Annotated in this window: 18 protein-coding genes; 14 read left to right on the forward strand and 4 right to left on the reverse strand. The window is 66.2% G+C overall.

Annotated features, from left to right (window positions below):
• The first annotated feature begins 47 nt into the window (after positions 1-47).
• From asd to CGK74_RS11220, 13 genes are all read left to right on the forward strand, one after another.
• Positions 48-1,181, forward strand: a complete 1,134-nt coding sequence (asd, locus tag CGK74_RS11160) for an aspartate-semialdehyde dehydrogenase (RefSeq protein ID WP_094268613.1) — start codon at positions 48-50, stop codon at positions 1,179-1,181.
• Between the two features lie 40 nt (positions 1,182-1,221).
• Positions 1,222-4,467, forward strand: coding sequence for a motility hub landmark protein FimV (locus CGK74_RS11165; protein WP_338056375.1), 3,246 nt, complete (start codon positions 1,222-1,224; stop codon positions 4,465-4,467).
• A 60-nt stretch (positions 4,468-4,527) separates the two neighbouring features.
• Positions 4,528-5,136 carry a CbiQ family ECF transporter T component gene (locus tag CGK74_RS11170; protein WP_094268549.1) on the forward strand — a complete coding sequence of 203 codons (609 nt, stop codon included), beginning with the start codon at positions 4,528-4,530 and terminating at the stop codon, positions 5,134-5,136.
• Positions 5,133-5,930 (forward strand): tRNA pseudouridine(38-40) synthase TruA, encoded by a 798-nt coding sequence (gene truA / locus CGK74_RS11175; RefSeq protein WP_094268550.1) that lies wholly within the window; start codon positions 5,133-5,135, stop codon positions 5,928-5,930. The genes CGK74_RS11170 and truA overlap by 4 nt, the downstream gene beginning before the upstream one ends.
• Positions 5,931-6,554, forward strand: coding sequence for a phosphoribosylanthranilate isomerase (locus CGK74_RS11180; RefSeq protein WP_094268551.1), 624 nt, complete (start codon positions 5,931-5,933; stop codon positions 6,552-6,554).
• The gene (trpB, locus tag CGK74_RS11185; protein WP_094268552.1) at positions 6,541-7,752 is read left to right on the forward strand and encodes a tryptophan synthase subunit beta; all 1,212 of its coding nucleotides are present in this window, start codon (positions 6,541-6,543) and stop codon (positions 7,750-7,752) included. The genes CGK74_RS11180 and trpB overlap by 14 nt, the downstream gene beginning before the upstream one ends.
• 42 nt (positions 7,753-7,794) lie before the next feature.
• Complete coding sequence (gene trpA, locus CGK74_RS11190; RefSeq protein ID WP_094268553.1) at positions 7,795-8,619, forward strand: tryptophan synthase subunit alpha; 825 nt, start codon at positions 7,795-7,797, stop codon at positions 8,617-8,619.
• Complete coding sequence (gene accD, locus CGK74_RS11195; protein ID WP_094268554.1) at positions 8,616-9,494, forward strand: acetyl-CoA carboxylase, carboxyltransferase subunit beta; 879 nt, start codon at positions 8,616-8,618, stop codon at positions 9,492-9,494. Before trpA ends, accD begins: the two co-directional genes overlap by 4 nt.
• The gene (folC, locus tag CGK74_RS11200) at positions 9,494-10,807 is read left to right on the forward strand and encodes a bifunctional tetrahydrofolate synthase/dihydrofolate synthase (protein ID WP_094268555.1); all 1,314 of its coding nucleotides are present in this window, start codon (positions 9,494-9,496) and stop codon (positions 10,805-10,807) included. The genes accD and folC overlap by 1 nt, the downstream gene beginning before the upstream one ends.
• 12 nt (positions 10,808-10,819) lie before the next feature.
• On the forward strand, positions 10,820-11,482 hold the full coding sequence (locus CGK74_RS11205; protein WP_094268556.1) for an SPOR domain-containing protein: 663 nt from the start codon (positions 10,820-10,822) through the stop codon (positions 11,480-11,482).
• A 9-nt stretch (positions 11,483-11,491) separates the two neighbouring features.
• A complete protein-coding gene (locus CGK74_RS11210) occupies positions 11,492-11,983 on the forward strand; it encodes a CvpA family protein (protein ID WP_094268557.1) in 492 nt (163 codons plus the stop codon).
• Positions 11,984-11,995: 12 nt separating this feature from the next.
• Positions 11,996-13,531: an amidophosphoribosyltransferase gene (gene purF / locus CGK74_RS11215; protein ID WP_094268558.1), complete on the forward strand. Its 1,536-nt coding sequence runs from the start codon at positions 11,996-11,998 to the stop codon at positions 13,529-13,531.
• Between the two features lie 63 nt (positions 13,532-13,594).
• Positions 13,595-14,779: an O-succinylhomoserine sulfhydrylase gene (locus CGK74_RS11220; RefSeq protein ID WP_094268559.1), complete on the forward strand. Its 1,185-nt coding sequence runs from the start codon at positions 13,595-13,597 to the stop codon at positions 14,777-14,779.
• A 61-nt stretch (positions 14,780-14,840) separates the two neighbouring features.
• Here CGK74_RS11220 and CGK74_RS11225 read toward each other — a convergent pair whose 3' ends face one another.
• The 3 genes from CGK74_RS11225 to CGK74_RS11235 form a co-directional block, all read right to left on the reverse strand.
• On the reverse strand, positions 14,841-15,593 hold the full coding sequence (locus CGK74_RS11225; RefSeq protein WP_094268560.1) for a UDP-2,3-diacylglucosamine diphosphatase: 753 nt from the start codon (positions 15,591-15,593) through the stop codon (positions 14,841-14,843).
• 52 nt (positions 15,594-15,645) lie between these two features.
• The gene (locus tag CGK74_RS11230; RefSeq protein ID WP_004259480.1) at positions 15,646-16,140 is read right to left on the reverse strand and encodes a peptidylprolyl isomerase; all 495 of its coding nucleotides are present in this window, start codon (positions 16,138-16,140) and stop codon (positions 15,646-15,648) included.
• A 68-nt stretch (positions 16,141-16,208) separates the two neighbouring features.
• On the reverse strand, positions 16,209-16,790 hold the full coding sequence (locus tag CGK74_RS11235; RefSeq protein WP_094268561.1) for a peptidylprolyl isomerase: 582 nt from the start codon (positions 16,788-16,790) through the stop codon (positions 16,209-16,211).
• 236 nt (positions 16,791-17,026) lie between these two features.
• Between CGK74_RS11235 and cysS the strand changes: the two genes are divergently transcribed.
• Positions 17,027-18,412, forward strand: a complete 1,386-nt coding sequence (gene cysS, locus CGK74_RS11240; protein ID WP_094268562.1) for a cysteine--tRNA ligase — start codon at positions 17,027-17,029, stop codon at positions 18,410-18,412.
• A gap of 165 nt (positions 18,413-18,577) precedes the next feature.
• On the opposite strand, the gene dnaJ is transcribed toward cysS, so the two are convergent.
• The gene (gene dnaJ, locus CGK74_RS11245; RefSeq protein ID WP_094268563.1) at positions 18,578-19,699 is read right to left on the reverse strand and encodes a molecular chaperone DnaJ; all 1,122 of its coding nucleotides are present in this window, start codon (positions 19,697-19,699) and stop codon (positions 18,578-18,580) included.
• Positions 19,700-19,781: the final 82 nt, after the last annotated feature.

Consider the following 19,781-nt stretch of genomic DNA (forward strand, 5'->3'; position numbering starts at 1 on the left):
CGTTGGAACAGGTTTTTCGAGAAACGTCTTAGTTGAGAGTGATGAACATGAATCGAGTCGGTCTGGTTGGCTGGCGTGGCATGGTCGGTTCCGTGCTGATGCAGCGCATGGTGGAAGAGGGCGACTTCGCCTTCATCGAGCCGGTGTATTTCTCGACCTCTAACGCCGGTGGCAAGGCGCCGTCCTTCGGCGGTAAGGAAGCCGCCGCGCCGCTGCAGGACGCGACGGACATCGACGCGCTGAAGTCCTGCGACATCGTGATCACCTGCCAGGGCGGCGACTACACCAAGGAAGTATTCCCCAAGCTGCGCGCCACCGGCTGGAACGGCCACTGGATCGACGCCGCCAGTGCGCTGCGCATGAACGACGACGCGGTGATCATCCTCGATCCGGTGAACCGCAACGTCATCGACGCCGCGCTCGCCAAGGGCGGTCGCAACTGGATCGGCGGCAACTGCACCGTGTCGCTGATGCTGATGGGTCTGGGCGGCCTGTTCAAGCACGGCCTGGTGGAGTGGATCTCGGCGATGACCTACCAGGCGGCCTCGGGCGCCGGCGCGCAGAACATGCGCGAACTCATCAGCCAGATGGGCACCATCCACGACTCGGTCAAGGATCTGCTGGCCGATCCGGCCTCGGCCATCCTCGAGATCGACCGCAAGGTCGCCGAGACGATGCGCTCGGACAGCTTCCCGAAAAAGAACTTCCGCAACACCCCGCTTGCTGGCAGCCTGATCCCCTGGATCGACGTGCCGGTCGAGCACGGCCAGAGCAAGGAAGAATGGAAGGGCGGCGCCGAGTGCAACAAGATCCTCGGCAATCCGGCCTTCCGCAGCCCGGGCTCGATCCCGATCGACGGCCTGTGCGTGCGCATCGGCGCGATGCGCTGCCACTCGCAGGCGCTGACCATCAAGCTCAAGAAGGACGTTCCGCTCGACGAGATCACCGAGATCATTGCTGGCGCCAACCAGTGGGTGAAGGTCGTGCCCAACGACCGTGAGATCACCGAGCGCGAGCTCACCCCGACCGCCGTCACCGGCACGCTGACCGTCCCGGTCGGGCGCCTGCACAAGATGGCGATGGGCCCCGAGTATCTCGGCGCGTTCACCGTCGGCGACCAGCTGCTTTGGGGTGCAGCCGAGCCGTTGCGCCGCATGCTGCGCATCCTGCTCGAGCGCTGAGCCTGGGGATGTCCGATGAACAAGGGGGCCGCTGGCCCCCTTGTTTTTTCTATGGTTTTTCGGAGCGCACGGAACTAATTCACGACAAAACACTGCGAATCATCGCGGATTGATGCGCCAAGGCCAGGAAAATGCTAGATTCCTAAGCCGCGTCATGACGCATATGATTAAAAAGCTTGGCTTTCGGGGGAGTTGCAGTTTGAAGACCACGATGAATAAGTCGCTCAGGGCATCCGTGATCGCTGTCGCGATCGCCTCGATTCCGCTTGGGGCTCATGCTGCAGGACTTGGGCAGATCAATGTCTTCAGCGGTCTGGGGCAGCCTTTGCGCGCCGAGATCCAGGTGAGTGCCACGGCGCAGGAACTGCAGTCCCTGACAGCGCGGATCGCTTCTCCCGAGGCGTTCCGGCAGGCAAACGTGAACTACTCCTCGGCGGTTTCGGCCATTCGGGTCAGCGTCGATACGCGTGCCTCGCGTCCCGTGATTCGCCTGTCCAGCGATCGTCCGATCAACGACCCGTTCGTCGACCTGCTGGTCGAGCTGAACTGGGCTAACGGGCGTATGGCACGCGAGTACACTTTCCTGCTCGATCCTGTTGATCTCGCCGCGCCTCGTCCGCTGGCCGCGGCAGTGGATGCCCCCGCCACGCCCGCCGCCCGCCCCCTGCCGCCCGCGGTCCGTCCTGCGGCGCAGGCCGGCACCTCAGCCGTCCCGGACAGCTACACCGTTCGCCGTGGAGACACGCTGGGACGCATCGCCGGTGCCAGCACGCACCCGGGCGTCACCCTCGACCAGATGCTCGTTGCCCTGTACCGGGCCAACCCGGGTGCGTTCGACGGCGGCAACATCAACCGTCTCCGTGCGGGTTCGGTGCTCAAGGTGCCGAGTGCGGACGAAGCACTGAAGATCACGACGGCGGAGGCAAGGCGGGAAATTCGTGCCCAATCCGCCGATTTCGAAGCCTACCGTCGTAGCCTTGCGACCGCGTCTGCCGAGCGCGCGCCGGCCGTGAGCGAGGAGGCGCAGCAGGAAAGCGCCGGTCAGATCGTGCCCAAGGTCGAGGAGCCTGCACCTGCAGCCGAGAAGGCCGACCAGGTCAAGGTTTCGCGCAGTCAGGCGGCTGGCGCAGCGGGTGGCGAGGCCGACGTGCGGCTGCAGGCGCTTGAGGAGGAACTCGCTGCGCGCGAGAAGGCGCTCGAGGAGGCGAATGCACGCCTGATGCAGCTCGAACAGAGTGTGCGCGACATGCAGAAGCTCCTGGAACTGCGCAGCGGGACGCTGGCTCAGTTGCAGGAAAGTGCAGGCGCGCCGGCGGTGCGCGAGGGCGCTGAGCCCGCGCCCGTTGCCGCAGCCAGCCAGGAGGCACCGGCGACGCCCGTCGCAGCCGACTCGCCCGCTGCGGTCGAGCCGCAAGCTACGGCGCCTGCGTCCGAGGCGCCCGCGGAGCAGGCACAACCCGCACCCCAAGTGGCCCAGGACGAGGCCAAGCCCGCACCCAAGCGTCCGCCCGTCCGTCGTCCTCCGCCCGAGCCCGTTCCGGAGCCCAGTCTGGTCGACTCGATGATGTCCGATCCCACGGTGGTTGCCGGCGGCGCGGGCATTCTGGCCTTGTTGCTGGGCTACGTCGGATTCAAGCTGCGCGGGCGTCGCAAGGCTGCGCCGGACGCGTCCGGTAGGGAACAGGTCGGTGATCTGGCACCCAGCGGGCCGGGCGTCTTCTCGGCGACGGGGGGGCAGAGCGTCGATACGGGCGCGAGCAGCATCATCCAGACCGATTTCAGCCAGTCCGGGCTTTCTGCCATCGATGCTGACGAAGGCGTCGATCCGGTGGCCGAAGCCGACGTGTACATGGCTTACGGGCGTGATGCGCAGGCCGAGGAGATTCTGCAGGATGCGCTGAAGGCGGATCCCTCGCGACTCGCGATCTACCTCAAACTGCTCGAGATCTATTCGCTGCGCAAGAGCGCGCGCGAGTTCGAGACCGTGGCGACCGAACTGTTTGCCCGCACAAGCGGTCAGGGGCGTGAGTGGGAGAAGGCTGCGACCATGGGCCGCAAGCTTGATGCCGACAACCCGCTCTATGCCGAGCAGGGTGTGGCGGACGAGTCTATCGCCCCTCGCACCGAGGTGCCCGCAGGAATCGCACCCGCAGCAGCCGTAGGCCTTGCGGCTGCAGGTGTTGCGAGCGCAGTGACCCCGCCGCTGGCGGCGGAAGCGGCGCCGCAGGTGGTGGAGGAAGGGGCGAGTGTCGAGAACCTGGACGAGGCCAAGCCTGCTGCGTCCTTGTCCAGCCTCGACTTTTCGTCGAGCGGGCTGGTCGAGCCGAGTCAGTCGCAGATGCGCGACACGTGGACGGTTCCGGGTGATCTGCGTCAGTTCGCGGGTGACAAGCCCGACGGCACGGCGCCCGATGTCGAGGAGCTGAGTGCCGCGATCGCGGCGGGAGCTGATCTCGCGGCGCCGACTGACGAGCTGGAATCGGTCGACACGGGTGCGCTCGACTTCGAGCTCGATCTTGGCGAGGGTGTTCAGGATGCGCTTGCGGACGTGCCGACGGCGGAGGAAGGCCTCGGTGCCGAGCCGACGGGGGGCGATGGCGGCCTTGCGTTCGATCTCGATCTCGGCGAAGCGGAGGCGCCTGCTGTGCCGGCTGCACTCGATGTCGCACAGCCGCAGGTCGCGGGCTTCGATTCCACTGCTGCCACCATCGTTGCCGGTGACGACAATCTGGCGGCTGCGCTCGACTTCGAGCTGCCCGACCTAGATGTCGGTGTCACGGCTCCCTCTCCCGACATGAGCGCGACGGTGCTGCAGGGTGATGCGCTGCTGCAGTCGGAAATGGAGGAGTCGGTGACCTCGCCGTCGGTAGCTGCGAAGGCGCCCGAGGCGGTGGTTGACCTGGAGAAGACCAGTTTCGACAGCAGCCTGCTCGACTTCGATTTCGACATCGACACGCCGGTTCAGCCTGCCGCGGCGGCACCGAGCGGTCTCGACCTAGCCGGGATCGACCTCGATCTCGATTCGCTGGATGCGCCGGCCGAAGCCGACGACGCGGAAGCGCAATCGATGGAGGCCACTCAGCTCGGCGAATTGGGGCCGCAAGGCGGGTTCGACGAAGTGCCAGCGTCCACTGGCGATGAAGTCGATACCAAGCTGGAGCTTGCTCGGGCCTACGATGACATGGGCGATAAGGAGGGGGCGCTCGAGTTGCTCGAGGAGGTGGTGCGTGATGGTTCTGCCGAGCAGCAGGCGGCTGCCCGCGACATGATCGCTCGTCTGTCCTGAGGTTCAATTCCCTTGCCGCCGCTAGGCTCAGGCCTCGCGGCGGCATTGCCGTTTACGCTCATGCATTCCGGTTTCCTTCTCCTTTTGTGGTTTGTAGGCGTTGCGTCGGTGCAGTTTCTGCCATCCGCAGGGCTCGGCTTGGTCGTCGCTGCCTGTTTGCTGCTGGCGCTCGGTCTGTCGCGCGCTCGGGTCGTCCGGCTGTTGCGGCGGGTGAGGGTGCTGGCCGTCGCGATCGTCGTGCTGTTCGGGTGGTTCACCCCGGGCGAGGCGCTGCTCGCTGAGTGGCCCGGTCTGTCACCGACGCGCGAGGGCGTCGCGATGGCGCTGGTCCATGTCGGACGCCTGGTCGTAGTCGTCAGTGCGGTTGCGTTGCTGCTCGAGCGTTTGCCGCTCGAGCGGCTTGTTGGCGGTTTGTATAGCCTGGCGCGTCCGTTACGGTTGATCGGGCTGAGCGCGCGGGACGTCGCCCTGCGTCTCCTGCTCGTGCTGCGTTTCGTCGATGCGTCTCCGCGCGGCGCCGAACCAATGCACTGGAAGGACTGGCTGCGGGACGAGGCGAACGATGATGCCTTTCCGCCCATCGAGCTGGTGCGGGAGCGGTTTGGCCGCGGCGATGTCGCGGCTGCCTGCGCACTTGTCGTGCTCGCGCTCGGCTGGGGGATGGCATGAAGCGGATCGCGATCGGCGTCGAGTATGCCGGCGATGCGTTCTGCGGCTGGCAAAGTCAGGCGCATGGGCAGACGGTGCAGGATGTACTCGAGCGCGCGCTGTCGGAAATCGCTGCCGAACGGGTGCGCCTGCACTGTGCCGGGCGGACGGATACGGGCGTCCATGCCAGCGCCCAGGTGGCGCACTTCGACACTTCGGCGCGCCGTCCCTTGTCCGCCTGGGTGCGTGGAGTGAATGCGCTGTTGCCGTCCGCTGTGGTGGTGCGCTGGGCGGTGGAGGTGGACGAGGCGTTCCACGCCCGCTTCCTCGCGACCGAGCGCCAGTACCGCTACATTCTGCACAATGCACCGACCCGGCCGGCGATGCTGGCCGGTCGGGTCGGCTGGTTCCATCAGGTGCTCGACGAGCAACGCATGGCGGAAGCCGTCGCCTGCCTTGTCGGGACGCACGATTTTTCTTCCTTCCGTGCCGCGGGGTGCCAGGCCAAGACGCCCATCCGCGTGATGCACGAGGCGCGGGTTGTGCGCCAGGGCGAGTATCTGCTGTTCGACTTTCGCGCCAACGGCTTCCTGCACCACATGATCCGCAACCTCGTCGGGGCGCTGGTGTACGTGGGTAAGGGACGCTATCCGGTCGAGTGGATGAATGACCTGCTTCAGGCGCGTGACCGTGCGTTCGCGGCGCCGACCTTCTCGCCCGACGGCCTGTACCTCTGTGGCGTGAGCTACCCGCCGCGCTGGCCGCTCCCCAACGATGGGCGTATCATCGCGCTGCCCCAGCTTCCCCTCGTCTGAATGTCCCGTACCCGAATCAAGATCTGCGGCCTCACGCGGCCGCAAGACGTGCGCGCGGCCGTCGAGCACGGCGCCGATGCAGTCGGCTTCGTGTTCTATCCTCCGAGTCCGCGCGCGGTCGGCATCGAACAGGCGGCCGAACTCGTGGCGCTTCTGCCGCCCTTCGTGACATCCGTCGGGCTGTTCGTCAATGCAAGCGGCGAAGAGGTGAACGCGGTGCTCGACCGCGTGCCGCTGCAACTGCTGCAGTTCCATGGCGATGAGACCGACGCGCAGTGCGCACGCCATGGGCGACCGTGGATCAAGGCGGCACGGATGCGGCCGGGGGTCGATCTGGTAGAATTCTCATCCTTGCATCCGCGCGCCAGCGGCGTGCTCGTCGACGCGTTTGTCGACGGCTACGGTGGTGGGGGCAAGACTTTCGACTGGTCGCTGATTCCTGCGGGATTCGAGCGACCGTTGGTGCTTTCCGGTGGTCTCGATGCTGACAATGTCGTCGAGGCCGTGCGTCGCGTCCGCCCCTGGGCGGTCGATGTTTCAAGTGGCGTCGAAAGTGCCAAGGGAATCAAGGATGCAGCGAAGATCGCTGCATTCATCGCCGGAGTTCGAAATGCAGATGGCTGATACGCCTTACCAGTTTCCCGATGCGAGCGGGCATTTCGGCCCCTACGGCGGCGTTTTCGTCGCCGAGACGCTGATGCCGGCCCTGGCCGAGTTGCGCGAAGCCTACGCGGCCTGCCAGAACGATCCGGAATTCGTCGCTGAATTCGAGTACGAGCTCAAGCACTACGTCGGCCGCCCCAGCCCGATCTACCACGCCAAGCGCTGGTCGGGCATCCTCGGCGGGGCGCAGATCTACCTGAAGCGCGAGGATCTGAACCACACCGGTGCGCACAAGGTTAACAACTGCATCGGCCAGGCGCTGGTGGCCCGCCGCATGGGCAAGCCGCGCGTGATCGCCGAGACCGGCGCGGGCCAGCACGGCGTGGCGACCGCCACCGTGGCGGCGCGCTACGGCATGGAGTGCGTCGTGTACATGGGCTCGGAGGACGTCAAGCGCCAGGTGGCCAACGTCTACCGCATGAAGCTTCTCGGCGCCACCGTCGTGCCGGTGGAGTCGGGGTCGAAGACGCTCAAGGACGCGCTCAACGAGGCAATGCGCGACTGGGTCACCAACATCGCCGACACTTTCTACATCATCGGCACGGTTGCCGGCCCGCATCCGTATCCGATGATGGTGCGCGACTTCCAGTCGGTGATCGGCAAGGAGTGCCTGGTCCAGATGCCCGAGATGGTCGGACGCCAGCCCGACTATGTCATCGCCTGCGTCGGCGGTGGATCGAACGCGATGGGCATTTTCCATCCCTACATCGGCGTGCCCGGCGTCAAGCTCATCGGCGTCGAGGCGGCAGGCGACGGTATCGAGACCGGTCGCCATTCCGCCTCACTGAGCGCAGGCCGTCCCGGCGTGCTGCACGGTAACCGTACCTATCTGTTGCAGAACGAGGACGGCCAGATCATCGAGACGCACTCGATTTCGGCAGGGCTCGATTACCCCGGCGTCGGTCCGGAGCACGCCTGGCTGAAGGATGCTGCGCTCGCGGACTACGTTGGCATCACCGATGACGAGGCGCTGCAGGCCTTCCACAACCTGTGCCGGCTGGAGGGCATCATCCCGGCGCTCGAGTCGTCCCACGCGCTGGCCTACGCCGCCAAGCTGGCGCCGACGCTGCCCAAGGACAAGATCCTGCTGGTCAACCTCTCCGGTCGCGGCGACAAGGACATGCACACCGTCGCCGAGCGTTCCGGTATCCAGTTCTGAACCTGCCCCGGGCCGCGCTGCGGCCCGCAGTGTGATCGAGACATGTCAAGAATCCAGACCGTTTTCCAGCGCCTGCAAGGCGAAGGCCGCAAGGCGCTGATCCCGTTCGTTACCGCGGGCTTTCCCGAGCCGGCGCTCACCCTGCCTCTGATGCGCGCGCTCGTCGAGGGTGGCGCCGACATCATCGAGCTTGGCGTCCCGTTCTCCGACCCGATGGCCGACGGGCCGACCATCCAGCGTGCGTCCGAGTGCGCGCTGGCGCAGGGCATGAGCATGCGCAAGGTGCTGGATGCCGTGCGCGCCTTCCGCAGCGAGAATGCTGCTACGCCGGTGGTGCTCATGGGCTATGCGAATCCGATCGAGGCAATGGGCGTGGAGACCTTCGTGGCCGCTGCGCGCGATGCCGGCGTCGATGGCATGCTTGTCGTCGACTATCCGCCCGAGGAGTCGGTGGCATTTGCCGGCGCGGCCAAGGGCGCGGGTCTTGATCCGATTTTCCTGCTGGCGCCGACGTCGTCGGAGCAGCGCTTTGCTGATGTCGCGGCGGTGGGCAGCGGCTATATCTACTACGTGTCGCTGAAGGGCGTGACCGGCAGCGGCAAGCTCGACATCGACGAAGTCGCGCGCCGCATTCCGCAGATCCGCGCTGCAGTGGGCATGCCCGTCGGCGTCGGCTTCGGCATCCGCGACGCGGACAGCGCGCGGCGCATCGGCGCCGTCGCCGATGCGGTCGTGATCGGTAGCCGCATCATCGAAGAAATTGAACAAAGCCCGCGTGATGAGGCTGCACAACGGGTTGCCGCATTCATGCGTGGCATCCGCGAGGCGCTCGACACGATCGGGTCGGCGAAAGGAGTAACACAATGAGCTGGTTGCAGAAGCTGCTGCCGCCGAAGATCAAGCGCAGCGACAGCGCTGCCCGCGGCAAATCGTCGATTCCCGAGGGCCTGTGGAGCAAGTGCGGTGCCTGCGAGGCGGTCCTCTACCGTTCCGATCTCGACAGCAACCAGGGCGTTTGCCCGAAGTGCGGTCATCATCATCGCCTGCGCGCGCGCCAGCGACTCGATCTGCTGCTCGACGCCGAAGGCCGGTTCGAGATCGGGGCCGAAGTGGTGCCGGTCGATGCGCTGAAGTTCAAGGACTCGCGCAAGTATCCAGAGCGCCTGTCGACGGCGACCTCGGACACCGGCGAGGCCGATGCGATGGTGGTCATGCAGGGTGCGATCCAGAGCGTGCCGGTTGTCGTCGCCTGCTTCGAGTTCGAGTTCCTCGGCGGTTCGATGGGGTCGGTGGTCGGTGAGCGCTTCGTGCGCGGCGCCAAGGCGGCGTATGAGCAACGCGTGCCCTTCATCTGCATCACCGCATCGGGCGGGGCACGCATGCAGGAAGGCCTTTTCTCGCTGATGCAGATGGCCAAGACCACTGCCTCGATCACCAGGCTGGCCGAGCGCCGCCTGCCGTTCGTCACCGTGCTGACCGACCCGACCATGGGCGGCGTTTCGGCCAGCTTCGCCTTCATGGGCGACATCGTCGTGGCCGAGCCCGGCGCGCTGATCGGTTTTGCCGGCCCGCGGGTCATCGAACAGACGGTGCGCGAGAAACTGCCGGAGGGCTTCCAGCGCGCCGAGTTCCTGCTCGAGAAGGGCGCCATCGACGTCATCATCGACCGTCGAGAGATGCGCCAGGAACTTGCCCGCATGTTGACCCTGCTGCTGCGCCAGCCCGCCGCCTCTGCTGCCTGATGGACGCGCCGATTTCCGCCCTGCCGCAGACGCTGGACGGCTGGCTGCAACTGCTCGAGCAGCGCCACGCGCAGAGCATCCGCCTCGGGCTCGACCGGGTTGCGGCCGTGCGTGCTGCGCTCGGGCCTGATCCCGATGCGGTGGTGATTACCGTCGGCGGCACCAACGGCAAGGGCTCCTGCTGCGCGATGCTGGAGGCCATCCTTCTGGCCGAGGGCTACCGGGTCGGCTGCTACACCTCGCCGCACCTGTTGAAGTACAACGAGCGTGTCCGCATCGACGGCAAGGACGTCGACGACGAGGCGCTGGTCGCCGGGTTTGCCGCGGTCGAGGCCGTGCGTGGCGACACGCCGCTGACCTATTTCGAGCACGGCACGCTGGCGGCATGGTCCGTCTTCTGCGCGGCCCGACCGGACGTGATCATCCTCGAGGTCGGTCTCGGCGGGCGGCTCGACGCGGTTAACGTGTTCGATGCCGATTGTGCGCTGGTGACAAGTATCGCGCTGGATCACATGGATTACCTCGGTGACAGTCGCGATGCGATCGGGTTCGAGAAGGCAGGCATCTTCCGTGCAGGCCGGCCGGCCGTGTGCGGTGACCCGCAGCCGCCCGCAACGCTTGTCGCGCATGCCGAGGCGATTGGTGCCCGGTTGTGGATCAGTGGCCGCGATTTCGGCTTTGGCGGCGATCGCCAGCAGTGGGGTTACTGGCGTTATGAGGCGCCGTCCGCCACGGGAGCGCTGGTCAAGCGCGGGGGGCTTGCCTACCCGGCGTTGCGCGGCGCCAACCAGCTGCTCAATGCCGCAGCGGTCATGACTGTGCTCGACACCGTGCGCGATCGTATCCCGGTGTCGATGCAGGCGATCCGCCAGGGACTGATGCTGGTTGATGTGCCGGGTCGGTTCCAGGTGCTGCCGGGGCGTCCGGCGGTGGTGCTTGATGTGGCGCACAACCCCCAGGCGGCGGGTGTGCTGGCCGAAAACCTGGGCAGCATGGGTTTCTATCCCGAGACCTGGGCGGTGTTCGGCATGCTCAATGACAAGGACGTCGAGGGCGTCGTCGGCCTGATCAAGGGGCGGGTCGACCATTGGCTGCTTACCGATCTGCCCGGGCCTCGCGGGCTCAAGGCCGAGGCGCTCGCCGAGCGGCTGCGGGCCGCGGGTGTCGAAGCGGACATCCGCTGCTTCGATGGGCCTGCAGATGCCTTTGCTGCGGCGCAGCAGGCGGCCGGCGAGGGTGATAGAATCGTGGCCTTCGGCTCCTTCCTGACAGTGGCTGATGTCCTGGCTGCGGTGAAGGCCGCGCGGCACTGACGAGAACTTTCCGTGAGCGACGCTGAGAACCTCGAGATCAAGAAACGTGCGCGGCGACGGCTGGTCGGCGCGGTGGCGCTCGCGCTGCTTGCCGCGATCGTGTTGCCGATGATGATGGATCAGGAGCCGCGCCCGACCAACGCGGATATCCAGATCACGATCCCCGATCGCGACCCGGCGCAGGCCCGACCGATCGCCGCGGCGCCCGATGCCGCTGCTGCACCGGTCCTGCCGCCGCCTCCCGAGGAGGAAGAGCCTACGACGGTACCTGCGCCACGCGAGGCCGAGCCGCCCAGGGCGCCCGTCGTCGCCCCTGCGCCGGCCAGGCCCGAACCGAAGCGCGCCGAGCCGCCGTCGCAACCCCTTGCACCACCGAGCGCGACCAAGCCGCCTGCCGAGAGTGCGGAGGCGGCGCGTGCACGCGCTGCCCTCGAAGGCCGTGAGGTTCCGGCCCGTGGCGAATCCTTTGTGTTGCAGATAGGTGCGTTCAGCGACGCCGCGAAGGCCGCGCGCATCACCGCCGACCTCAAGAAGCAGGGCTTTCCCGCCTACACTGAGCAGGCCGGCAACGTCACCCGCGTTCGCGTCGGCCCCGTGGCTGGGCGCACGGCGGCAGACAAGACGGCGGCACAGTTGAAGACCCTCGGCTTCAGCACGGTCGTGACTCCGCGCTGAAGCAAGATCATGACGGTCTTCGACTACGTTTTCCTTTCCATCCTCGCGTTGTCGGCGGCGATTGGCATGTGGCGCGGCCTGGTCAGCGAGATCATGGCGGTGGTCGCGTGGGTGGTCGCACTGGTCGCGGCGTGGCGCTATAACGAAGAAGCCGCGCGGGTCTTTGTCGGGCTGATTGCCGAGCCGATGTGGCGGCAGGTCGCCGGCGGTGCGTTGGTCGTGATCGGTGTCCTGATTCTGGCGGCGTTGTTGCGCTATCTTCTGCGCGAGTTGCTGAAAGCGGCCGGGCTCGGTGCTACGGACCGCTTCTTCGGCGCCATCTTCGGCATTGCCCGTGGGCTGCTGGTGGCCTTCGTCGTCGTGCTGATCGGCGGCCTGGCCGGTGTATCGCGCGAACCCTGGTGGACGCAGGCGCTGTTCTCGCCACCGATGGAAACGGCAGTCATTGCTGCCAAACCCTGGCTGCCCGGTGTGGTGGCCGACAAGATTCGATTCAGATAGGCGTAAATCTCCATGTGCGGAATTCTCGGGGTCGTTGCAACCTCTCCGGTCAACCAGTTGCTGTACGACGGGCTGCAGGTGTTGCAGCACCGGGGCCAGGACGCGGCGGGCATCGCCACCTCCGAAGGCGGTCGTTTTCACATGCACAAGGGTTCGGGACTTGTGCGCGACGTGTTCCGCACGCGCAACATGCGCAATCTCGAGGGCAACTGGGGCATCGGTCACGTCCGCTATCCCACGGCAGGTTCGGCGTACAACGCCGCCGAGGCGCAACCTTTCTACGTCAATTCGCCCTTCGGCCTGCTGCTGGCGCATAACGGCAACCTCACGAACTCCGAGGCGCTCAAGCGCGAGATGTTCCTGTCGGACCTGCGCCACATAAACACCAGCAGTGACTCGGAAGTGCTGCTGAACGTGCTGGCGCATGAGCTGCAGGCCGCCTGTAACGGCCTCAAGCTGGACGAGGATGCCGTGTTCCGCGCGGTGGCGGGCGTGCATCGCCGTTGCCGTGGCGCGTATGGCGTGGTGGCGATGATCGCCGGCTACGGCCTGCTGGCCTTCCGCGACCCGTACGGTATCCGTCCGCTGGTCATCGGTCGCAACGACACGGAGGCGGGCACCGAGTGGCTGGTGGCGTCCGAATCGGTGGCGCTGGACGTGCTCGGGTTCAAGCTGCTGCGTGACATCGCGCCGGGCGAGGCGGTGCTGATCGATATCCAGGGCAATTTCCACAGCCGCCAGTGCGCGAGCAAGACCGTCCAGGCGCCCTGCATGTTCGAGTTCGTCTATCTGGCGCGACCCGATTCGATCATCGACGGCGTGTCGGTGTACGAGTCGCGCATGAAGATGGGCGAGTACCTCGCCGACAAGATGCGGCGCACGATGCCCAACGTGCACATCGACGTCGTCATTCCGATCCCGGATTCCAGCCGTCCTTCGGCAATGCAGATGGCCGAGCGCCTCGGCCTGCCGTTCCGCGAGGGCTTCGTCAAGAACCGCTACATCGGCCGCACCTTCATCATGCCGGGCCAGGCCACGCGCAAGAAGTCGGTGCGCCAGAAGCTGAACACGATCCACCAGGAGTTCAGGGGCAAGAGCGTGCTGCTGGTCGACGACTCCATCGTGCGTGGCACGACGAGCAAGGAGATCGTCAACATGGCCCGCGAAGCGGGTGCCACAAAGGTCTATCTGGCCTCGGCCGCGCCTCCGGTTCGGTATGCGAACGTCTACGGCATCGACATGCCGACGCGGGGCGAACTCATCGCATCCGATCGCAACGAAGACGAGATCTGCCGCGAGATCGGTGCCGATGGCCTGATCTACCAGGACCTCGACGACCTGAAGGCGTCGGTGCGCGCCCTGAATCCGTCGATCAGCTTCTTCGAGACCTCATGTTTCGACGGCTGCTACGTGACGGGCGACATCACTGCGGAATACCTGAACGGTGTCGAGAACCAGCGCGGTCAGGCCAAACCGTCGAAGAATGACAGTCACGACGACGAGGGCGGTCAGCTCGATCTCAACCTCGCCTCGAATTCCGACAACTGAGCCGATACACAAGCCGATTACCGAGCGGCCGCGAGGCCGCCGCCGCGACACCGACCGACTCCGATGACCCTGCCCGACGACATCAGCCTCCACCCCGACACACTGGCGATTCGCGCCGGCATCGACCGCAGCCAGTTCGGCGAGCATAGCGAGGCGATGTACCTGACCTCGAGCTTCGTGTTCGAGAGCGCCGCGCAGGCTGCGGCGCGTTTCTCGGGAGCGGAGGAGGGCAACGTCTACGCCCGCTTCTCGAATCCGACCGTGACCGCGATGCAGACCCGTCTGGCTGCGCTCGAGGGCGCCGAAGCCTGTGTGGCCACGGCGTCGGGGATGTCGGCGATCCTGTCGCTGGCCATGGCGGTGCTGCAGGCGGGGGACCATGTCGTCGCGTCGAACGGCCTCTTCGGCGCAACCCAGCAGTTGTTCGGGAACATCCTGTCGAAGTTCGGCATCGAGACCAGCTTCGTGCCGGCCACCGACCTCAATGCCTATCGCGATGCCGTCCGCCCGCGCACCCGGCTGTTCTTCATCGAGACGCCATCCAATCCGCTCACCGAGGTGGTCGACATCGCCGGAGTGGCTGCCATCGCCCACGAGGCGGGCGCGCTGCTGGCAGTCGACAACTGCTTCTGCTCGCCCGCGCTGCAGCGTCCGCTGGAGTTCGGTGCCGATGTCGTCGTGCACTCGGCGACCAAGTACCTGGACGGGCAGGGCAGGGTGCTGGGCGGCGCGGTCGCGGGCCGGAAGGCCGTAACCGATGAGGTCTTCAAGTTCCTCCGCACCGCCGGGCCGACGCTGTCGCCGTTCAACGCCTGGGTCATCCTGAAGGGGCTGGAGACGCTGCGCTTGCGCATGGAGGCGCAGTCTGCGTCAGCGCTGGAACTGGCGCGCTGGCTCGAGGTGCAACCGGGCGTCGCCCGTGTCTACTACCCCGGTCTGCCTTCGCATCCGCAGCATGAACTGGCGATGCGGCAGCAGAAGACCGGCGGCGCCATCGTCAGCTTCGACGTCGAGGGCGGGCGCGACGCCGCGTGGAAGGTGGTCGACTCCACCCGCCTGATCTCCATCACCGCCAACCTGGGCGACACCAAGTCCACGATCACCCACCCGGCGACCACGACCCATGGTCGCATCTCGCCCGAAGCACGGGCCGCGGCCGGCATCGGCGACGGCCTGCTGCGCGTGGCCGTGGGGCTGGAATCGGTCGAGGACCTGAAGGCAGATCTCGCGCGCGGACTGGTGCGCTAGGCCACATCCCAACCCCCGGGAAGATGGGGTCGTCACGGCGGGTCTTGGGCCTTGGTGCGGCCTAGCTAGAGAAGGGAGTGAAATCCCGTCCGTCGAACGCCAGCCCGCAGGCCTGCCCGTGCCAGTCCGGCAGCACATGCCGGACACAGGTGTGGCCATCCACCTCGAAGCGATGACAGGCCGGCCGATGGGTGTGGCCGTGCACCAGCGTCGGGTAGCCGTGCGCGCGCAGCAGCGTGGCGACCGCGTCGGCGTTGACGTCCATGATCTCCATCGTCTTCTCGGCCTTGGCCGTCTCGCTCTGCTGGCGCAGCGAGGCGATGAAGGCCTTGCGCGTGGCGAGCGGTTGGCCGAGGAAGCCTGCCTGCCATGCAGGGTTGCGCACCTGTCGGCGGAAGGCCTGGTAGGCGTGGTCGTCGGTACATAGCGCGTCGCCATGCGCGAGGAGCAGCGCCGAGGTGCCGGCGTTGCCGAAGCGCACCAGCGTAGGGTCGTCGAGCAGGGTGGCGCCGATGGTTTCGGCAAATCGGCGACCGGCGAGCAGGTCGCGGTTGCCGGTCATGAAGAAGACAGCCGTGCCGCCGTCGGCCAGCGCGCGGATCGCGGCAGCGATGCGTGCATTGAAGGGCGTGGTGAGGTCGTCGTCGCCCGCCCAGTACTCGAACAGGTCGCCGAGGATGAAGAGGCTCGCCGCCCGGCGCGCGGGGCCTGCCAGGAAGCCGAGAAAGGCGTCGACGTTGGCCGGCTCGTCCTCGTTGAGATGCAGGTCCGAAATGAACAATGCCGGAAGCGCCGCATGGACGGCTTCCGGCATGGGCTGCGGACACCCGCCCGGGGCGGGTGTCGCGTTGCCGTCGTGCGAGGAATCAGACAACTTCGGCGCGCTCGATGACCACGTCTTCCTTCGGCACGTCCTGGTGGAAACCGCTGGAACCGGTCTTGACCTTGCGGATGGCGTCGACGACGTCCATGCCCTCGGTGACGCGGCCGAACACGCAGTAGCCCCAGCCCTGCAGGTCAGGCTTGGTGTGGTTGAGGAAGTCGTTGTCGGCGACGTTGATGAAGAACTGCGCGGTGGCCGAGTGCGGTGCCTGGGTGCGGGCCATGGCGATGGTGCCGCGTTCGTTCTTGAGGCCGTTGTCGGCTTCGTTCTTGATCTGCTCGCCGGTCGGCTTCTGGTTCATGCCGGGCTCGAAGCCGCCGCCCTGGATCATGAAACCGTCGATGACACGGTGGAAGATGGTGTTGTTGTAGTGGCCCGCCTCGACGTATGCGAGGAAGTTGGCGACGGTGACGGGCGCCTTCTCCGCGTCGAGTTCGAGGGTGATGACGCCGTGGTTGGTGTGCAGCTTGACTGCCATGTGTCGTTCTCCTGGGTGATTGTGTCCCCACCACGCTCGGGCGCGGCGGGCGTTTTGTACGCGTGCTCTTACTTGGCCGCCTTCTTCGCCGCGGCCTCGAGCACGCGGGCGCTCTCGACGACGACGGCTTCGACCGGCACGTTCTGGTGGAAGCCGCGGTTGCCGGTGGCGACCTTGCCGATCTTGTCGACCACGTCCATGCCCTTCACGACCTTGCCGAACACGGCATAGCCCCAGCCGTCGCGCGACGGGTAGTCGAGGAAGGTGTTGGGCACGAGGTTGATGAAGAACTGCGAACTGGCCGAGTGCGGATCGGCGGTGCGGGCCATGGCCAGCGTACCGCGCTCGTTCTTGAGGCCGTTCTTGGCCTCGTTCTCGATCGGCGCGCGGGTGCTCTTCTGCTTCATGTCGGTGTCGAAGCCGCCGCCCTGGATCATGAAGCCGTCGATGACACGGTGGAACACTGTGCCGTTGTAGTGGCCGTCCTTGACGTACTGGACGAAGTTCTCTGCCGACTTCGGCGCCTTGTCGGCGAAGACTTCGACCACGATCTCGCCCTGGTTGGTCTTCAGTTCGACCATCGGATTGGCGGCCAGTGCGCTCAACGCGGTCGTCGCCAGCGCGACAAAGGCGATCAGGTGCTTTCTCATGGAATCTCCGGTACTTGGCCGTGCGGCCCTGGGCTGAATGGGAGGGGGTCGCAAGCCTTGTGGGCCCTTTCCGGCTGGACGGGCGGACGAAATGGCGGGCAAGGCGGCCGTGGTATATTTGCGGCCTGCCGTTGCGGGCCTCTGGCTGCAGAACGACGCAAGATTCTAGCAACAAGGCCCACCCCTCACAATCGCGCTGCCAGCGTGGTTTCCCGTTCCGTTTCCCAGTTCTCCCGATGCTCACGATCTACAACACCCTGTCGCGCAACAAGGAAGTCTTCACCCCGATCGAACCCGGCAAGGTCCGCATGTACGTCTGCGGCATGACGGTGTATGACTTCTGTCACCTCGGGCATGCGCGCGTGATGGTCGTGTTCGACATGGTGGCGCGCTGGTTGCGCGCGAGCGGGCTGGACGTGACCTACGTGCGCAACATCACCGACATCGACGACAAGATCATTCGCCGGGCGCAGGAGAACGGCGAATCGATCCGCCAGTTGACCGACCGCTTCATCGCCGCGATGCACGAGGACGCCGACGCGCTCGGCGTGCTGCGTCCCGACCACGAGCCGCGCGCGACCGACTACGTTGCGCAGATGCAATCGCTGATCTCGCGCCTCGAGCAGAAGGGCCTGGCCTACGTCGCCGCCAACCGCGACGTCTGCTACGCCGTGCGCAAGTTCGAGGGTTACGGCAAGCTGTCGGGCAAGTCGCTCGATGAACTGCGCGCCGGCGAGCGTGTGGATGTGGCCCAGGACAAGAATGACCCGCTCGACTTCGTGCTGTGGAAGCACGCCAAGACGGAGGAACCGGGCGAGGTGAAGTGGGCATCGCCCTGGGGCGAGGGCCGTCCCGGCTGGCACATCGAGTGCTCGGCGATGAGCTCGGACCTGCTCGGCGACCACTTCGACATCCATGGCGGCGGTATGGACCTGCAGTTCCCTCACCACGAGAACGAGATCGCCCAGTCCGAGGGTGCGCATGGCCACACCTTCGTCAATTACTGGATGCACAACGGCTTCGTGCGCGTTGATGACGAGAAGATGTCGAAGTCGCTCGGCAACTTCTTCACCATCCGCGAGGTGCTGCAGAAGTACGACCCAGAAGTGGTGCGATTCTTCATCCTGCGCGCGCAGTACCGCAGCGCGCTGAACTACTCGGATGCCCACCTGGAGGACGCACGCAGTTCGCTGACCCGTCTCTATACCGCACTGAAGAACGTGCCGGTCGAGGGCGTGGCAGAGGTCGACTGGAACGAGGCGCATGCGAAGCGCTTCCGCGCGGCGATGGACGACGACTTCAACACTGCCGAGGCGGTCGCCGTGCTGTTCGAGCTGGCGAACGAGGTCAATCGCAGCATCTCCCCTGGGCTGGCGTGCCAGCTGAAGGCGCTGGGCGGCGTGCTCGGCCTGCTCGAGCGCGACCCCGTCGCCTTCCTGCAGGCGGGGGCGCCGGATGCCGGGGGCCTCGATGCCGAAACCATCGAGGCCCGCATCGCCGCCCGCGCTGCAGCGAAGAAGTCGAGGGATTACGCGGAAGCGGACCGCATCCGTGCCGAGCTGACCGGCGCCGGTGTGATCCTCGAGGACGGTCCCGGCGGCACCACCTGGCGTCGCGCCTGAACGACCAGGACGAGCGCCGCCACCGCGATGGCGGCTGTTCCCTGCCGGCGAGGTCGGCCTGATTCGGCCGGATAGCAATACGCCCGCCCTGCGCTGACGCAGGAGCGGGCGTTTTGCCTGGTGCGACTGCTCGGGCTTCGCTTGTCGCAGCCTTTCCGCAGGCGCTCAGTTCCCGAAGAAATCGCGCACCTTGTCCATCCAGCCTTTGGCCTTGGGGTTGTGACGGTCGGCGTTGCCGCTGGAAATTTCCTCGAACTCGCGCAACAGTTCCTTCTGGCGCTCGGTCAGGTTCACCGGCGTCTCGATCACCACATGGCACAGCAGGTCGCCATGAACGTGACTGCGCACGTTCTTGATGCCCTTGCCGCGCAGGCGGAAGACCTTGCCGCTTTGTGTTTCGGCCGGAATCTTCAGGCGCGCCATGCCTTCCAGCGTCGGGATCTCGATCTCGCCGCCCAGCGCAGCAGTGGTGATGCTGATCGGCATCTCGCAGTGCAGGTCGTCGTGGTCGCGCTCGAACACCGCGTGCTTGCGGATGTGGATCTCGACGTAGAGATCGCCCGGCGGGCCGCCGTTGACGCCCGGTTCGCCATGGCCGGCGTGGCGCAGGCGCATGCCCTCGTCGATGCCGGCGGGAATCTTCACTTCCAGTGTCTTGTGCTTCTTCACCCGTCCGGCGCCGCCGCAATCGCGGCAGGGGTCGGGGATGATCTTGCCGCTGCCGTGGCATTTCGGGCAGGTCTGCTGGATCGAGAAGAAGCCCTGCTGCACGCGCACCTGGCCGTGACCGTTACAGGTGGGGCAGGTCTTGGGCTGGGTGCCAGGCTTGGCGCCGCTGCCGTGGCAGGTGCCACATTCCTCGACGGTGGGGATGCGGATGGTCTTCTCGGCACCGCGCGCGGCTTCCTCGAGCGTGATCTCGAGGTTGTAGCGCAGGTCGGCACCGCGATAGACGTTCGAACGCCCGCCGCGACCACCGCCACCGAACAGGTCGCCGAAGATGTCGCCGAAGGCATCGGCGAAGCCGCCCTCGAAACCCTGGCCGCCGCCACCCATCGACGGGTCGACGCCTGCGTGGCCGTAGCGGTCGTAGGCGGCCTTCTTCTGCGGGTCGGAGAGCATCTCGTAGGCCTCCTTGGCCTCCTTGAACTTCTCCTCGGCTTCCTTGTTGTCCGGATTGCGGTCCGGGTGGAACTTCATGGCCAGCTTGCGGTAGGCCTTCTTGATCTCGTCGTCGCCGGCGTCGCGGTTGACGCCGAGGACTTCGTAGTAATCCCTTTTGGACATGGTGCGTCGCTCAGTCTGGTATCAAGCAAAGGCCGAGCCGGCACCGGAGCAGGGCTCCGGCGGGGCTCGGCCGCGAAGGATT

It is taken from the genome of Thauera propionica (assembly GCF_002245655.1).
GTDB classification, from domain to species: Bacteria; Pseudomonadota; Gammaproteobacteria; order Burkholderiales; family Rhodocyclaceae; genus Thauera; species Thauera propionica.

Coding starts and splice junctions, on each gene's coding strand:
- asd (WP_094268613.1), top strand. CDS start 48: ATGAATCGAGTCGGTCTGGTTGGCTGGCGTGGCATGGTCGGTTCCGTG.
- CGK74_RS11170 (WP_094268549.1), top strand. CDS start 4,528: ATGCATTCCGGTTTCCTTCTCCTTTTGTGGTTTGTAGGCGTTGCGTCG.
- truA (WP_094268550.1), top strand. CDS start 5,133: ATGAAGCGGATCGCGATCGGCGTCGAGTATGCCGGCGATGCGTTCTGC.
- CGK74_RS11180 (WP_094268551.1), top strand. CDS start 5,931: ATGTCCCGTACCCGAATCAAGATCTGCGGCCTCACGCGGCCGCAAGAC.
- trpB (WP_094268552.1), top strand. CDS start 6,541: ATGCAGATGGCTGATACGCCTTACCAGTTTCCCGATGCGAGCGGGCAT.
- trpA (WP_094268553.1), top strand. CDS start 7,795: ATGTCAAGAATCCAGACCGTTTTCCAGCGCCTGCAAGGCGAAGGCCGC.
- accD (WP_094268554.1), top strand. CDS start 8,616: ATGAGCTGGTTGCAGAAGCTGCTGCCGCCGAAGATCAAGCGCAGCGAC.
- folC (WP_094268555.1), top strand. CDS start 9,494: ATGGACGCGCCGATTTCCGCCCTGCCGCAGACGCTGGACGGCTGGCTG.
- CGK74_RS11210 (WP_094268557.1), top strand. CDS start 11,492: ATGACGGTCTTCGACTACGTTTTCCTTTCCATCCTCGCGTTGTCGGCG.
- purF (WP_094268558.1), top strand. CDS start 11,996: ATGTGCGGAATTCTCGGGGTCGTTGCAACCTCTCCGGTCAACCAGTTG.
- CGK74_RS11220 (WP_094268559.1), top strand. CDS start 13,595: ATGACCCTGCCCGACGACATCAGCCTCCACCCCGACACACTGGCGATT.
- CGK74_RS11225 (WP_094268560.1), bottom strand. CDS start 15,593: ATGCCGGAAGCCGTCCATGCGGCGCTTCCGGCATTGTTCATTTCGGAC.
- CGK74_RS11230 (WP_004259480.1), bottom strand. CDS start 16,140: ATGGCAGTCAAGCTGCACACCAACCACGGCGTCATCACCCTCGAACTC.
- CGK74_RS11235 (WP_094268561.1), bottom strand. CDS start 16,790: ATGAGAAAGCACCTGATCGCCTTTGTCGCGCTGGCGACGACCGCGTTG.
- cysS (WP_094268562.1), top strand. CDS start 17,027: ATGCTCACGATCTACAACACCCTGTCGCGCAACAAGGAAGTCTTCACC.
- dnaJ (WP_094268563.1), bottom strand. CDS start 19,699: ATGTCCAAAAGGGATTACTACGAAGTCCTCGGCGTCAACCGCGACGCC.